Raw genomic sequence first — 14,624 nt, forward strand, 5'->3', positions numbered from 1 at the left:
ATGCGCCCGACTGAAGAACTTGAGAAAAGGCAGGCGTGGAAACGAGAGCCGCTGCCGCAAGCAAAATAGCCAGGCGCATATGCACATCCTTTCAACAATATGAAAAAACGTAACATCGCGCCATCGCAGCGGTCAACGCTCCCCGTACGCAGCATTGATTTGTAAAAAACAGTGCATCTCCCGCACTGCGCTTCACATCACGCCATCAGCTTCAAAAGCCCCTCGATCTCGCAGGTCGCGAAGCCGACTGTACTGTCGGAAATACCATATGGCAGAAGCAGCCGCTCCCCGACCTTGAGCGCACCGCATGTATAGACCACGTTGGGCACGTAGCCCGAGCGATCCGCGTTTTCGGCGGTCAGCACCGGCTCCGTCGTGCGCGCCAGCACTTTCGACGGGTCCTTGAGGTCGAGCAATGCGCAGCCGAGCGCGTATTTGCGCATCGCGCCGACACCGTGCGTGAACAGCAGCCAGCCATGCTCGGTGGGGATCGGGCTGCCGCAATTGCCGATCTGGATGAATTCCCAGGGGTACTTCGGCCCCATCAGCAGAACGCCGTCATCATCCCAGATGTCGAGCGAATCTGACCGGAGCAGAAACAGGTTCTTGCCGTCCTGCCTGCCGACCATGGCGAATTGCCCGTCGATCTTCTGCGGGAACAGCGCCATGCCCTTGTTGCGGCCCGCCCTGCCCCGGATCGGTTCGAGTTCGAACGCCCGGAAATCGCGGGTCCGCAACAGTTCGGAGCGAATGGAGCTGCCGGAATAGGCGGTGTAAGTGCCCACCCATTCGTAATCCCCGTCGCCGTGGTCGAACCGCACGAGGCGCAAGTCTTCCAGTCCGCCGCGCTGCTGCTCGGTGATGGGGAAGATCACGGTGTTGGACAGGCTGGACTCCGGATGGCGATGGACCGCCACCGTGCCGTCGGCATCGACCTCGCCTTCCTCGTCGAGTTCGACCGAGGTAGCGAAAGAGGCCTGCGGCCAGAGACAGAACGTCCCGTCGGCCTCGGCTATGCCCTCGCGAAAGGCGATGGAACTGATGTGGCCTTCACCCACCGCTCGAAGCGACATGATGAAGCGCACCGCGCCGTCCTGCATGCCCGACTGGTCAGGCGCAGGCACGATCGAGGGATTCATCAGCGCCGCCGCCGCGAACGTGTATTCGTGGCAGAAATAGGCCCCGATCAGGCGCTGGCGGGTTTCCGAAAACTGCCCCGGATCGAGTTCGAGGTTCGCCGCGACCTCCAGAAAGCGGTCGGCGAATATATTCTCGGTCTGCCAGTGGCGTTCCTTGAAATCGCGCAGGACGCGTTCGTATTCGGAAGCAACCTGCTCCTCGCTGAGGCCCGCGATATCTTCCACCAGCTTGTTCGCACGGCCGCCGGGCGCGTTCTTGCCCTGCCAGCCAAGGTGGAACGGACGCAGCACGACTCGTGCCGGATCGGCATAGAGGCGAGTCTCGAAGACATGGAGCGGTTCAGACCAGACGTTCTCGGGCCGATTCAAGCAATCCTCCTCCACGTCCGAGCGGTGCCGACACGGCAAGCTCGGCCAGAGCATAGTGCGAAAGTTGGAAGGCGAGAATGGATTCCGCGCCGCAATTGCCGTTCACTCCCCTCGGCGTGACCCCATCGCGGCATCGGCCCGTCGCAATGTCGGCCAGAACGACGCCGCGGTCGTTGCCGCCGAAGAACCAGCGCCAGGCCGTCATCGCATGTTCGGTCCAGAACGCACCGTTGGTGGCGCGCCATGCGCTGGCCGCCGCCTCGATCGCGGCCTGCGCTTCCAGCGGCTGCTGGTCGAACGGCAGATAGCTGTGCGGCTTGTGGAAGCTCTCCGAACCGATCGGCCGGAACTGCCCCCGCGCGGAAAGCTGCTGGCGGCAGATCCACTCCAGCGTTTCGAGCCCGGCGCCGATCCATGCTTCCTGGCCCAGCGCCAGCCCGGCCTCGATCAAGGCCTGCGGGAGGCGCGGATTATCGTAGCCGAGCACGGCCTCGAACCAGGCCCAGTCCGGCCGCCGACCGTGGCCGAGCAGCCGCATCAGGAAGTCGCCGCCCTCGCGCACGCAGGCGATGGCCGCCTGATGCTGCGGATGGCGGCGCAGCACGGCGCAGGCGCCGAGCATGGTGAAAGCCTTGGCGCGCGGCGCGTCCACGTCCGCCAGCGAGGGGAGCACAGTGTCGAAGAGTTGCAGGCCCCACTCCGCCAGCCCATGATCTCCGGCCCGCTCGGACGTCTGGCCGAGCGCCCAGACGGCACGGCCGTTCGAATCCTCGGAACCCTCGTCCTCGCACCATGACCGGTCGAAGCGCATGAAGTTGCGGAAGCGCCCGGCATCCGGGTTCCAGGCGAACTGTACGAAGGACGCGTAAGCCAGGCTCCATTTCATCCGCTCGCCCACCGGCAGCCCCCGCGCCACGTTCATGAGCATGAGCGCGCGGGCATTGTCGTCGAGGCAATAGCCATGGCGGCGATCGGGCACCACGCCGATGGAATGCTGGAGCATGCCGGTGGCATCGCTCATGGCGAGAACGGCGGAAAGGCCCGGCGTCGCGGTGATCGGCGGCAGCGCGGGATCGGGCGCGCGGGCGCGGGAGACCAGCCGCACGCTGGCATCGGCGAACCGGGGCCAGATCATCTCCCGTCCCCGCACCCAGGCGCGACGTTGCAGCGCGGCGAGTTCATCGGGATCGTCGAGCAGCGCCGTCACGGCCTCGGCGATCGCCTCGCTGGAGCCGGGCTCGATCAGCTTGCCGATATCCTCGCCCAGCAGTTCGCGCGCATGAACGTAAGGCGTGGAAACCACGGCCTTGCCCAGCGCAACGGCGTAGCTGAGCGTGCCCGAGGTCGACTGCTGCAGCCCCGGATAGGGCGTGAGATAGATGTCGCAGGATTCAAGCTGATCAAGCAGGTCGTCGGTTTCGAGGAAGCGGTTTTCCCACGCGATATGATCCGCCACGCCCAGTTCGGCGGCGAGCGCCTCCAGTTCCTCGCGGTAAGCCTCACCCTCTCGTGCGACGAGATTGGGGTGCGTGGCGCCGACGATGCGATAGACCACCTCGGGATGCCGCGCGACGATCGCCGGCAGCGCGCCGATGGCATGTTCCAGCCCCTTGCCGCGTCCGAGCAGGCCGAAGGTCATCAGCACCTTGCGATCAGACAGGCCCTGACGCGCCTTGAATTCCTCGTGCCGACCGAACGGCCGGTCCGGCGCGCCATGCTCGATCACCTCGACGATGCGGGACGGCACCTCGTAACGGCTTTCCAGCAGATCGCGGGAACGGCGTGACATGACCATGATCCGCGAAGCCCGCGAGACCAGATGCCGCATGATAGCGTCCTGCCGCTCCGAAGGCTCGGACAGGACGGTATGCAGCGTGAGGACGAGAGGCGCCGCAAGGCGGTCCACGAAATCGAGTACCATCTCGCCGTCCGGCCCGCCGAAGATGCCGTATTCGTGCTGGACCCATACCGCATCCACCCCGGATTCGTTGATTTGCCGGGCGGCGCGGGCATAGTCCTGGGGATCGTTGCAGGTGATGGTGCCGGCGACGTGGCGGTAATCGAGCGGCAGTGCCGGATCGTCGAGGGCATGGACCTCTACCGCCACTTCCGGGTGATGTTCGCGCAGCTTTTCGAAGATATCGGTCGTAAACGTCGCGATCCCGCACTTGCGAGGCGCGAAATTGCCGACAAGCGCGATACGCAACAGTTCCTCCCCCTTGGGAGGCAAGGCCGGCGGAGTAACTTCGAAAATCGAACGTATCTTGTCTGAGCCCGATTTCTGGCCGGGTTCATCGTCACGAGGCATCAGGTTCATGCGCACCCCGTCTGCATAATGGAGGAGATTGCTTGCTCAATTCGCGAGCATGGCATGAGTTTCCCGCTGCACTGCAAAAAACTTCACATAACGCGCCAAAACGGTGCCAAATGGCGACCTGCCGAACGAACCGCGTCCCTGCGTTCACATCTGCACGGTCGCGACTCGGAATCGTGCTGCACTTGCTGCCTAAAAGTATAGACAAAAAAGCGCCGCTTACCCCTGGGCGGCATGGACTTACCCATGGCCGTTTCCTATGTCGTTCCATAACGCGCAACAGAGAAACGACGGGAACCGATGCCCTCTGCCTCCAGCCTTTTCGCGAACCGGGACCAGATGCTGTACCGGCTGCTTTCCGCGGTCGTCGGCGAACAGCCGGCAACCCTTGCCCTGACCACTCTTGCCATCGATCCCGCGCTTGCCGGCACCGGAGAGAGCGCCAGTCGCGCGCAAGTCGCGATGGCGCTCAACGCGGCGCTGTTCGTGGACCTGCTGGACCGCGTGCCAACCGCGGACCGCTACGTGCAATCGATCCGCGACGCGGGCGAAACCATCGTGTTCGACCATGGCGCGCTTCGCACGATCGACGGCGAGACCGGCGAACTCCCGCGCGGGCATGAAGCGTTCGCCCGCTTCCTCGCGCCGCTGGGCTATGAAGTGGGCGGCCTCTATCCGCTTCCCGCGCTGAAAATGACCGGGCGCGCTTATGTCCAGCGCGATTTGCCCGAAACGATCCCCCAGTTCTTCGTTTCGGAACTCCACGTTTCGGAACTGCCCGAAGCCGCACAGACCGCCTGCGCCAATGTGTTCGGCACGTCGGCCGATCCGCTGGGCACGGCCGAATGGCAGGCGCTCGGTGCCCTGTCCGAACATGGCGAAGCCAGCTTCGACGAGGCCGTCACCGCCCTCAAGGGCGCGCTGGCCGCTTTCGGGCGCCAGCACGAACCGCCCGCCCTTGCGGATTACGAGGTGCTGCTCCCCGCCACCAAGGAAGGGGCCTGGATCGCCACGGAGGGCAACGCCTTCAACCATGCCACGACCCGCGTTGCGAACGTGATCGCGCTGGCCGAGGAACTGAGGGAGGACGGCTATCCGATGAAGCCTTCGGTCGAGATTTCCCGGAACGGCCGCGTGCGCCAGACCGCGATCCTTGCCGACAAGGTGGTGCGCCCCTTCCGCGAGGCGGACGGCGCCGAAGTGCCGCTGCCGGTGCCGGGGTCGTTCTACGAATTCATCACCCGCGATATCGATCCGGAAACCGGCAAGCTCGATCTCACTTTCGATTCCGGCAATGCCACCGGAATCTTCGCCGTCACGAGGAACGCATGAGCGAGCTCCGGTCCTACGATCCGGCGAGCGGTGCGCTCGTCTGGGAGGGTGAGATCGCCACCCCGGAAGCCGTGAAGGCCGCGCTCGCCCGCGCCCGCGCGGCCTTCCCCGGCTGGGCCTCGCTTCCCGTCGCCGCGCGCGTCGAGGCGGCACAGCGGTTCAAGGCCGTGCTCGAAGCCCGCAAGGAGGCGATTGCCGAGACGATCTCGCGCGAGACCGGCAAGCCGCTCTGGGAAACCCGCACCGAACTGGCCTCGATGATCGGCAAGGTCGGCATCTCGATCGCCGCACAGGCCGAGCGTGCCGGCGAGAAGCGCAGCGACATGCCGTTCGGACAGGCCGTTCTGCGCCACCGCCCGCACGGTGTCATGGCGGTGCTCGGGCCGTTCAACTTCCCCGGCCACTTGCCGAACGGCCACATCGTTCCTGCCCTGCTGGCGGGGAACACCGTGGTCTTCAAGCCCTCGGAAATGACCCCCGCGACCGGGCAGGCCATGGCCGATGCCTGGGCCGAAGCGGGGCTGCCCGAAGGCGTGTTCCAGATCGTCCACGGAGCCCGCGAAACCGGCGAGGCGCTGGTCGCCGGACATATCGACGGACTGCTGTTCACCGGCTCGGCAGGCGCGGGTGCGCATTTCCGGCGGGTCTTCGCTGATCGGCCCGACGTGATCCTCGCCCTCGAACTCGGCGGCAACAACCCGCTGGTGGTCTGGGACGGCGACGTCGATGAAGCCGCCTCGGTCATCGTCCAGTCGAGCTTCATCACCACCGGCCAGCGCTGCTCCTGCGCCCGCCGCGTCATCGTGCCGGACAGCCCGTTCGGTGCCGCGCTCATCGATGCCGTCGGCGCATTGGCGGACCGGATCGCGATCGGCGAATGGAACGATACGCCCGAACCCTGGATCGGCCCGCTGATCTCGGAAGCCGCCGCCGAGGCCGCGATCGACCGGTTCGCCGAACTCGCCGCGCGCGGTGCCAGGATCGTCCGTCCGTTCGGCGGCGTGGCAGGCCGCAGCGGCGCCTTCGTCACCCCCGGCATGATCGACGTGACCGGGATCGCGGTGCCGGACGAGGAAATCTTCGCCCCGGTGATCCAGATCACCCGCGCGCCAGACTTCAACGCCGCCATGGCCGCCGCCAACGCGACCCGCTTCGGCCTCTCCGCCGGGCTTGTCAGCGCCGATGACGCCCTGTGGGACCGCTTCGTGCTGGAAAGCCGCGCCGGCGTGGTCAACCGCAACCGCCCCACCACGGGCGCTGCGGGCTCGATGCCGTTCGGCGGTCTGGGCGACAGCGGCAATCACCGGCCGAGCGCCTATTACGCGGCCGACTACTGCGCCTATCCGGTCGCCAGCTTCGAGGCGGCAACGGCTGCCGGCAACAGCGGCGCACTCACAGGCAAGCTGCGCTGATGGCGGGCCTGACCGGAGCCGAACAGGAACTGCTCGCCCCGGTCGCGCGCGCACCGATCCTCGCCCACACGCTGGACTGGGCGGCGATCAACAGCGGCACCGCCCATGTCGAGGGGCTGGCGGCGATGGCCGCGCGCCTTGCCGATGCCTTCGCGATCCTGCCGGGCGATGTCCGGCTGGTCGATCCCGCCCCGGTCGAAAAAGTCAACGCGCAGGGCCGGCTCCGCGAAGTCGTCCATGGCCGCCATCTGGTGGTCTCCGTGCGCCCGCAGGCCGAACGGCGCGTGATCCTCACCGGCCACATGGACACCGTCTACCCTCGCGAACATCCGTTCCAGACTTGCGACTGGCTGGACGACAACACGCTTCACGGCCCTGGCACCGCCGACATGAAGGGCGGCCTCGCGCTGATGCTGGCGGGACTTGCCGCCTACGAACGATCCGGGCCGACGCTGGGCTACGACGTCCTCGTCAACAGCGACGAGGAGACCGGTTCGCTCTCCTCCGCTGCCCTGATCGCCGGTCTGGCGAAGGACAAGCTGGCGGCGCTGACCTATGAACCCGCGCTGCCCGGCGGGCAGATGGCGCGGGCGCGGCCCGGTTCGGGCAACTACGCGGTCGTCGTTCAAGGCCGCTCGGCCCACGCCGGGCGCAATCCCGAGGACGGGCGCAATGCGGTGGTCGCGGCCGGCGACCTCGCCCTACGCCTTGCCGCGATGCGGCGCCCGGGCCTTTCCGTGAACCCCGCCAGGATCGAAGGCGGCGCCCCTAACAATACCGTGCCGGACCTTGCGATCCTGCACTTCAACATGCGCCCCGCCACCCCCGAACTCGCCGCCGAGGCGCAGGCCCTGATCGATGCCATGGTGGCCGAAGTGACCGCCATCCACGACGTGCATGTCCACCTGCACGGTCACGTCTCGCGCCCGCCCAAGGCGATCTCGACGGCGACCGAGGCGCTTTACGGCCTCGTCAGCAAGGCCGCCGCCGACCTGGGACAGCCGATGAGCTGGAAGGACACTGGCGGCGTGTGCGACGGCAACAATATCGCCGCCTGCGGCGTGCCGGTGCTCGACACCATGGGCGCGCTGGGCGGCGCCATCCATTCGCCCGACGAATTCCTGCTGGCCGATTCCCTCGACGCCCGCGCCCGCCTCACCGCCCTGGTCCTGCACCGTCTGGACCGCACCGGAGTACTTGCCGCATGACGTTCCTCCTGCGCACCGCACAGGAAAAGGACCTTGAAGCCCTTTACCGCATGGCCAAGGGCACCGGGGGCGGCTTCACCAATCTCCCGCCAGACAAGCCGACACTCGAAGCCAAGCTCACCCGCACCGCGAAGAGCTTCGCGCGCGAGAGCGACGAGATCGCCAACGATCTCTTCGTATTCATTCTCGAGGACACCGAATCCGGCAAAGTGCGCGGCACCTGCCAGGCGTTCTCGCAAGTCGGCACGGAACTGCCGTTCTATTCCTATCGCATCGGCCGCATCACCCAGCATTCCAAGGAGCTGGACCGCACGTTCCGCGCCGACATGCTGACCCTCTGCACCGATCTCGACGGCGCGAGCGAAGTGGGCGGGCTCTACCTCGACGCCACCGAGCGTTCGGCGGGCGTGGGGAAACTGCTCGCCCGGAGCCGCTACCTGTTCATCCGGATGCACCGTGCGCGGTTCGGCGACACCACGCTGGCCGAACTGCGCGGCGCCATCGACGATGCCGGCAACTCCCCGTTCTGGGACGGGCTCGCCGGGCGCTTCTTCGACATGAGCTTCCGCGATGCCGACGAATTCAACGCCAAGCACGGCAACCAGTTCATCGCCGACCTCATGCCCAAGCATCCGATCTACACCGCGCTCCTTTCCGAAGCCGCGCGGCAGGTCATGGGCCAGCCGCACTATTCGGGCCGTCCGGCGATGCGGATGCTGGAAAACGAGGGCTTCGCCTTCCAGAATTACGTCGACATCTTCGACGGCGGGCCGACCATGATCGCCCGCACCGATCACATCCGCACCGTGCAGGAAGCCCGCACGGCGCCGATCACCGCCCTGGTGGAGGATGACGGGACCGAGGCCAGCCACCTCGTCGCCACCGGCCATCTCGCCACGTTCCGCGCCTGCCTCGGCCATGTCGACACGGCGGATGGCGGCGTCGTGCTGGACAGTGCGGCGGCAGCCCTGCTCGGCGTCGCGCCGGGCGACACGATCACTTACGCCAGCGCCTGAGGCCCTTCATGCTCACCGAGATCAATTTCGACGGCATCGTCGGCCCGACCCACAACTATGCAGGCCTCAGCCTCGGCAATCTCGCCTCGGCCCGGAACCTCGGCAAGGTCTCAGCCCCGCGCGCCGCAGCCCTGCAGGGCATCGCCAAGATGCGCGCGAACCTGGAACGCGGGCTGGCGCAGGGCTTTTTCCTGCCCCAGCGCCGCCCCGATGCAGGTTGGCTGGCCCGGCTCGGCACCACGCCCGAAACGGCGAGCGCAACGCTCCGGGCCAATGCCCTCTCGGCCTCGTCGATGTGGGCCGCCAATGCCGCCACTGTCTCTCCCGCGCCCGACACCGCCGACGGTCGCTGCCATCTCACTGCGGCGAACCTCGTCACGATGCCGCACCGCAGCCACGAATGGCAGGAGACGCTGGCGCAGCTCCGAATCGCCTTCGCCAATGACGCGCATTTCGCCGTCCACGCCCCGGTGCCGCCCCCCTTCGGCGATGAAGGCGCCGCCAATCACATGCGCCTCTGCGCCCGCCACGATGCGCCGGGCGTGGAGGTCTTCGTCTACGGCGAGGCGGGCGGCCCGTTCCCCGCCCGCCAGCACCGTGAAGCCAGCGCCGCCGTTGCCCGCCGCCACGGCCTGGACCCGGAGCGCACGATCCTTGCCCTCCAGTCGGCCGAGGCCATCGCCGCCGGCGCCTTCCACAACGATGTCGTCGCGGTCGCCAACGAGCGCGTGCTGTTCACGCACGAACAGGCCTTCGCCGACCGCGAGGGCTTTTACGCCGACTTGCGCGCGAAGCTGCCGGAAGTGGAAATCGTCGAGGTCCCCGCAAGCGAGGTGAGCCTTGCCGATGCGATCCGCTCCTACCTGTTCAATGCCCAGCTGGTAACGCTGCCCTCGGGCGAGGCTGCGCTCGTGCTGCCCGGAGAAGCGCGGGAAACGCCGGCCGTGTGGGCCTGGCTGGAAGGCCATGTCTCCGGCAACGGGCCGATCCGCCATCTCTTCGTCCATGACTTGCGCGAATCGATGGCCAATGGCGGCGGCCCCGCCTGCCTGCGCCTTCGCGTCGTCGCCAATCCCGCGGCGGTAGACCCGCGCTTCATGGCGACGCCTGAAAAGCTCGACCGCATCGAAGCCCTCGTCGCGCGCCTCTGGCCCGAACACATCGCCGTGGAAGACCTGTCGAACCCCGCCCTCTGGGCCGATTGCCTTTCCGCCCGCGCCGCACTCTGCAAGGAACTGGGGCTTGAGGAACTGGACCGGGATGCGTTCTGACACCTGACCCGTCACTGCCCCTTTTCCAGCCAGAAGCATCCGGCCGCGCGCAACCGGCGCTTTTCGCAACTGCACATTCCTGTTTTGCAATGGTTCCGCCGCACTCAGCCTTCATATTGTAAGGCATGGCCCTGATTTCAGAAACCGTTCGCTCTTCCCTTCTTCCCGATCCGATCCGCGCCGCGATCTTCGACATGGACGGCACCCTGCTCGATACCGAGGCCGCGCATGGCAGGGCTTTCGCGCAGACCGGCAAGGCGATGGGCTATCCGCTGGCCGAAGAACTGCAGGCCTCCATGGTCGGCATCCACCGCGATGGATCGCGCCGGCTGGTGGCGGACTTCATGGGGCCTGACTTTCCGCTCGACCGGTTCTTTGCGGAGAGCGACGCGGTGTTCGAAGCCATGCTAGAAGCCGGAATTCCGCTTCGTCCCGGCGCGGACGTGATTCTGGCGCACTTCGCCAAGGCAGGCGTGCCGATGGCGATCGCCACGTCTTCCGAGGCGCCTTATGCGCAGCAGCGGCTGGAGAAGGCCGGGCTGCTCCACTATTTCGATGTCGTCGTCACCCGCAACGACGTGGCGCAGGCAAAGCCACATCCCGAACCCTATCTCCTGGCCGCCAGCCGTCTGGGCGTCGATCCGGCGCACTGCGTCGCCATCGAGGACAGCCCGGCGGGCGTTCGCTCGGCCACGGCGGCAGGGATCGCCACGGTCATGGTACCCGATCTCCTGCCTGCGACCGAGGAACAGACACTGGTCTGCGCGCAGGTTCTGCCGAGCCTCCATGCACTGCGCGACCTGCTGCTGGCGCCTGCGGAAAGCTGATCCGGCCGCCGTCCCGGATCGAAATCCAGGGCGATGAATTGGGCCGTGCATAGCTGCGGTTCGGCGCTGGACCCGCCCGGCCCGACATGGCTACGGGCGGGCGGATGAGCATCATCGCCACCATCATGAATTCGACCACCGGCCAGCCCATCCAGAAGATGACCTTCGGCCGCATGCCCAAGCCCTGGGCCAGCTTCAACCTCGCGAGCGGCGAACTCGTTACCGCGGACCGCGTCCATGTGGGCAAGCCCGCACCGGGCAAGTTCGCGGCCCCGGTCGAAGTCTGGGTCACGCCGAAGGCCTGACCCTTTTCGCAAACCCCGCCCTCAGGAGGGGCGAGCCGCCTGAACGTCGGGATGCGCCGCGGCGAAAGCCGGGTGCTCCCGGCAAGCCGCCTCGATCTGCGTCAGATGCGGAAAGGCCCCGAGATCGCAGGAAAATCGCCGCGCATTATAGAGCTGCGGCATAAGAACGCATTCGAACATGCCGGGCGCGCCGAGCAGGAACTCCCCCGCCCCGCGCTGCGCCAGCCGCGCCTCCACGCCCTCGAAAGTGCGGGCGATCCAGTGCCGATACCAGACATCGATCTCGTCCTGCGAATGGCCGAGGTCATGTTTGAGGTAAGCCAGCACCGGCAAGTTGAGCGGTGCGTGAAGTTCGGTGGCAATCGCCATGGCCAGTTCGCGCACGGCGAAACGATCCTCGACATCGCGGGGGAGCAGCGGACGGTCCGGGAAACGCTCGTCGAGCCATTCCAGGATCGCCATCGACTGCGCGTAGATGCGCCCGTCGACCTCCAGCGCCGGAACACCGCCGAAGGGATTCAGGCGGCGGTATTCCTCGGAGCGCTGCTCCGCGCCAAGCAGGTTCACTTCGACCTGCTCGTATTCCAACCCCTTGAGGGCCAGCGCAATCCGCAGGCGATAGCTGGTGGAGCTGCGCCAGTAGCCATGAAGCCGCACGCGATCAGGTCTCCGCCGCGATCTTCTCGTGCAGCCACGCGGCATGGCGCGGTGCCTTGCGGGTACGCGACCACTCCTCCAGCATGTCATCCGCAACCGCCCTGAGGCTCGCCATCTGGCTGGAGGTCCCGAATTGCCAGGCCAGTTCGAGGCGGTGGCCGTTCGGATCGAAGAAATAGATCGACTTGAACACCCCGTGGTGGACCGGGCCCACCACTTCCAGCCCGCGCGCTTCGGCCCGCTGTTTGGCGGCAAGCAGACCTTCCTCGCTCTCGACCTTGAAGGCGATATGCTGGACCCAGGCCGGGGTCGCCTCGTCCCGGCCCATCTCGGGCGCATTCGGCAGCTCGAAGAAAGCCAGCACGTTGCCGCCGCCGCAGTCGAGGAAGACATGCATGTAGGGATCGGGCGCGCCGGTGGAGGGCACCTTGTCCTCGGCAATGGCAAGCATGAAATCCATGCCCATCACATCGCGGTAGAAGTCCACGGTCTCCTTGGCGTCGCGGCAGCGGTAGGCGACATGGTGGATTCCGCCGAGAATGGGGGCCGGTTGGGGGCTCTGTTCAGTCATCTTCTCTCTCCGTACATCCGAAGTGGTGCGCCGGTCGTGCCTGGACAAGCTTCCACTTCGGCAGGCCTGCCCTTGGGCCAGGGCTCGGAATGGGCGGGATGAGGTTTTCCTCTTCTCTCCCGCCCTTTCGGTAGTGCTCGCCTATTCCGCCGGTTCTTCCATCTCTCGGGCGGGGCTCTCGGCAGGCTTCAGCACGCCGCGGCGGATCTGGTCGCGCTCCATGCTCTCGAACAGCGCCTTGAAGTTGCCGTTGCCGAAGCCGTCGTCGCCCTTGCGCTGGATGAATTCGAAGAACACCGGCCCCACCCGCGCTTCGGCGAAGATCTGGAGCAGCAGGCGCGGCTGGCCGCCGTCGGTCGTACCATCCAGCAGGATGCCGCGCGCCTTGAGTTCGTCGGCCGGCTCGCCGTGCCCGGGCAGGCGCTCGGCCAGCATCTCGTAATAGGTTTCCGGCGGCGCGGTCATGAAGGGCACGCCAAGCGACTTCAGACGATCCCATGCGCCGATGAGATCGTCGCAGATCAGGGCGATATGCTGGATGCCCTCACCGTTGAAGGCCCGGAGGAACTCGTCGATCTGGCCCTTGCCGCCCTCGGCTTCCTCGTTGAGCGGGATGCGGATCTTGCCGTCCGGCGCGGTGAGCGCCTTGGAGGTCAGGCCGGTATATTCGCCCTTGATGTCGAAGTAGCGAATCTCGCGGAAATTGAAGAGCTTCTCGTAATAATCCGCCCAATAGGCCATGCGGCCGCCATAGACGTTATGCGTGAGGTGGTCGATCAGGTCGAACCCAGCGCCGACCGGGTGGCGGTCCACCCCCGGCAGATATTCGAAATCGATGTCATAGATCGACAGCGCGCCGTCGCTTTCCCCGTTTTCATCGATCCGCTCATAACGGTCGATCAGGTAGATGATGGAATTGCCGATGCCGCGAATGCCGGGAAGGTGCAGTTCCATCGGGCCGGTCGCGACCTGGATCGGCTCGGCCGAACGCGCCAGAAGTTCGGCATAGGCAGCGCGGGCGTCCCTGACGCGGAATCCCATGCCGCAGGCGGAGGGACCGTGTTCGCGGCTGAAGAACCAGGCCGGGCTGTGCGGCTCGTAATTTGTGATGAAGTTGATCCCGCCCTGACGCCAAAGCTCAACGTCCTTCGAACGGTGGCGGGCGATCTTGGTAAAGCCCATCGCTTCGAAAACCGGCTCCAGCACGCCCTTCTCGGGTGCGGAGAATTCAACGAACTCGAATCCGTCGAGGCCGATGGGGTTGTCGAAGATGTCGGTCATGGGGTCAGTTCTCCGAAGGGGGTTTCGCCGGAAAGCAGGTCTCCGGCGGGAATGGGCGGCGCGGCGCGCCAGGTTTCGTAGACCGGGCCGAAGTCCAGCCCGACGAGGTCCTCGATCAGCTGCGGCAGGCTTTCGAGGACGAAATAGGTCTTCTGGAAGGAGTCGATCATGTAGCCCGTGCGCATGACGCGGACCGCATCGAACGGCAGGCGCAGGACCTCGCGATCCTCGATCGAATAGCGCGTCTCGCTGGACGAGGAGATGATCCCGGCGCCGAAGACCTTCAGCCCGCCATCCTCGCGCACCAGCCCGAACTCGATGGTGTACCAGTAGATCCGTGCCAGCATGTCGAGCGCGTCCATCGCCATCGCCCGCGTTCCGGCCTTGCCGTAAAGCTCCAGGAAATCGGCGATCGTCGGGTCCAGCAGCATCGGCACATGGCCGAAGAAATCATGGAACACGTCCGGCTCGACGAGGTAGTCCAGTTCATGTTCCTCCCGCAGCCAGCGCGTCACCGGGAAGCGGCGATGGGCGAGATGGTCGAAGAACACCGCATCGGGAATGAAACCGGGCACGCCGACAAGCTGCCAGCCGGTAGCAGGGCCGAGAATCGCATTGGCATCCTCGAAGCGCGGAATACCCTCCGCACAGTCCAGCCGCGCGAGCCCTTCGCGGAAGGCCGCACAGGCATGCGTCGCCACCAGCGCCGATTGCCTCGCGTGGAGGCGGCGCCAGCGTTGGTGCATCTCCGGGGTGTAGGAATGCCAATCCTGGCCGACGGTATAGTCGGCGGCGGCGCCTTCGTACTCTCCCCGAAGCCCGCTCGTGGATGTCTCTGTCGACGGCTTCTTCATTCTGGAGAGATTATCACAAGCCACGCGCAAGATTCGTGCATTTGCACGCGCCGTCTTATGTCATAATA

General features: G+C 66.2%; 13 protein-coding genes. 7 read left to right on the top strand and 6 right to left on the bottom strand.

Annotation, left to right across the window (positions count from 1 at the left end; all coding sequences use genetic code 11):
- Positions 1 to 197 precede the first annotated feature (197 nt).
- Positions 198 to 1,508 carry a glycoside hydrolase family 130 protein gene (locus U9J33_RS15355; protein WP_054439310.1) on the bottom strand — a complete coding sequence of 437 codons (1,311 nt, stop codon included), beginning with the start codon at positions 1,506 to 1,508 and terminating at the stop codon, positions 198 to 200.
- Positions 1,480 to 3,825, bottom strand: coding sequence for a glycosyltransferase family 4 protein (locus U9J33_RS15360; protein ID WP_324696491.1), 2,346 nt, complete (start codon positions 3,823 to 3,825; stop codon positions 1,480 to 1,482). The genes U9J33_RS15355 and U9J33_RS15360 overlap by 29 nt, the downstream gene beginning before the upstream one ends.
- A 297-nt stretch (positions 3,826 to 4,122) precedes the next feature.
- On the opposite strand from U9J33_RS15360, the gene U9J33_RS15365 reads away from it, so the two are divergent.
- From U9J33_RS15365 to U9J33_RS15395, 7 genes are all read left to right on the top strand, one after another.
- A complete protein-coding gene (locus U9J33_RS15365) occupies positions 4,123 to 5,154 on the top strand; it encodes a 2-oxoadipate dioxygenase/decarboxylase family protein (protein ID WP_324696493.1) in 1,032 nt (343 codons plus the stop codon).
- Entirely contained in the window at positions 5,151 to 6,566 is a 1,416-nt protein-coding gene (astD, locus tag U9J33_RS15370; protein ID WP_324696495.1) for a succinylglutamate-semialdehyde dehydrogenase, read from the top strand. The genes U9J33_RS15365 and astD overlap by 4 nt, the downstream gene beginning before the upstream one ends.
- Positions 6,566 to 7,774, top strand: a complete 1,209-nt coding sequence (locus U9J33_RS15375; RefSeq protein WP_324696497.1) for a hydrolase — start codon at positions 6,566 to 6,568, stop codon at positions 7,772 to 7,774. Before astD ends, U9J33_RS15375 begins: the two co-directional genes overlap by 1 nt.
- Entirely contained in the window at positions 7,771 to 8,790 is a 1,020-nt protein-coding gene (locus tag U9J33_RS15380) for an arginine N-succinyltransferase (RefSeq protein WP_054439306.1), read from the top strand. Before U9J33_RS15375 ends, U9J33_RS15380 begins: the two co-directional genes overlap by 4 nt.
- An 8-nt stretch (positions 8,791 to 8,798) precedes the next feature.
- Positions 8,799 to 10,061: an N-succinylarginine dihydrolase gene (locus tag U9J33_RS15385; RefSeq protein ID WP_185996822.1), complete on the top strand. Its 1,263-nt coding sequence runs from the start codon at positions 8,799 to 8,801 to the stop codon at positions 10,059 to 10,061.
- Positions 10,062 to 10,186: 125 nt separating this feature from the next.
- Positions 10,187 to 10,888 (top strand): HAD family phosphatase, encoded by a 702-nt coding sequence (locus tag U9J33_RS15390; RefSeq protein ID WP_324696500.1) that lies wholly within the window; start codon positions 10,187 to 10,189, stop codon positions 10,886 to 10,888.
- A gap of 104 nt (positions 10,889 to 10,992) precedes the next feature.
- On the top strand, positions 10,993 to 11,193 hold the full coding sequence (locus U9J33_RS15395; protein WP_054439302.1) for a hypothetical protein: 201 nt from the start codon (positions 10,993 to 10,995) through the stop codon (positions 11,191 to 11,193).
- 21 nt (positions 11,194 to 11,214) lie between these two features.
- On the opposite strand, the gene maiA is transcribed toward U9J33_RS15395, so the two are convergent.
- The 4 genes from maiA to phhA all read right to left on the bottom strand — a co-directional run bounded on the left by maiA (position 11,215) and on the right by phhA (position 14,556).
- On the bottom strand, positions 11,215 to 11,850 hold the full coding sequence (maiA, locus tag U9J33_RS15400) for a maleylacetoacetate isomerase (protein WP_054439300.1): 636 nt from the start codon (positions 11,848 to 11,850) through the stop codon (positions 11,215 to 11,217).
- A 4-nt stretch (positions 11,851 to 11,854) separates the two neighbouring features.
- Positions 11,855 to 12,421 carry a VOC family protein gene (locus U9J33_RS15405; protein WP_185996819.1) on the bottom strand — a complete coding sequence of 189 codons (567 nt, stop codon included), beginning with the start codon at positions 12,419 to 12,421 and terminating at the stop codon, positions 11,855 to 11,857.
- 141 nt (positions 12,422 to 12,562) lie between these two features.
- The gene (hppD, locus tag U9J33_RS15410; RefSeq protein ID WP_324696506.1) at positions 12,563 to 13,702 is read right to left on the bottom strand and encodes a 4-hydroxyphenylpyruvate dioxygenase; all 1,140 of its coding nucleotides are present in this window, start codon (positions 13,700 to 13,702) and stop codon (positions 12,563 to 12,565) included.
- Positions 13,699 to 14,556, bottom strand: a complete 858-nt coding sequence (gene phhA / locus U9J33_RS15415) for a phenylalanine 4-monooxygenase (RefSeq protein ID WP_324696508.1) — start codon at positions 14,554 to 14,556, stop codon at positions 13,699 to 13,701. The genes hppD and phhA overlap by 4 nt, the downstream gene beginning before the upstream one ends.
- Positions 14,557 to 14,624: the final 68 nt, after the last annotated feature.

The sequence above is a fragment of the Novosphingobium sp. RL4 genome (genome assembly GCF_035658495.1).
GTDB lineage: Bacteria > Pseudomonadota > Alphaproteobacteria > Sphingomonadales > Sphingomonadaceae > Novosphingobium.

What these genes read in the sequence shown, in the direction of transcription:
- U9J33_RS15360 (WP_324696491.1), bottom strand. Translation starts at nt 3,825, where the DNA reads ATGAACCTGATGCCTCGTGACGATGAACCCGGCCAGAAATCGGGCTCA.
- U9J33_RS15365 (WP_324696493.1), top strand. Translation starts at nt 4,123, where the DNA reads ATGCCCTCTGCCTCCAGCCTTTTCGCGAACCGGGACCAGATGCTGTAC.
- astD (WP_324696495.1), top strand. Translation starts at nt 5,151, where the DNA reads ATGAGCGAGCTCCGGTCCTACGATCCGGCGAGCGGTGCGCTCGTCTGG.
- U9J33_RS15375 (WP_324696497.1), top strand. Translation starts at nt 6,566, where the DNA reads ATGGCGGGCCTGACCGGAGCCGAACAGGAACTGCTCGCCCCGGTCGCG.
- U9J33_RS15380 (WP_054439306.1), top strand. Translation starts at nt 7,771, where the DNA reads ATGACGTTCCTCCTGCGCACCGCACAGGAAAAGGACCTTGAAGCCCTT.
- U9J33_RS15385 (WP_185996822.1), top strand. Translation starts at nt 8,799, where the DNA reads ATGCTCACCGAGATCAATTTCGACGGCATCGTCGGCCCGACCCACAAC.
- U9J33_RS15390 (WP_324696500.1), top strand. Translation starts at nt 10,187, where the DNA reads ATGGCCCTGATTTCAGAAACCGTTCGCTCTTCCCTTCTTCCCGATCCG.
- U9J33_RS15395 (WP_054439302.1), top strand. Translation starts at nt 10,993, where the DNA reads ATGAGCATCATCGCCACCATCATGAATTCGACCACCGGCCAGCCCATC.
- U9J33_RS15405 (WP_185996819.1), bottom strand. Translation starts at nt 12,421, where the DNA reads ATGACTGAACAGAGCCCCCAACCGGCCCCCATTCTCGGCGGAATCCAC.
- hppD (WP_324696506.1), bottom strand. Translation starts at nt 13,702, where the DNA reads ATGACCGACATCTTCGACAACCCCATCGGCCTCGACGGATTCGAGTTC.
- phhA (WP_324696508.1), bottom strand. Translation starts at nt 14,556, where the DNA reads ATGAAGAAGCCGTCGACAGAGACATCCACGAGCGGGCTTCGGGGAGAG.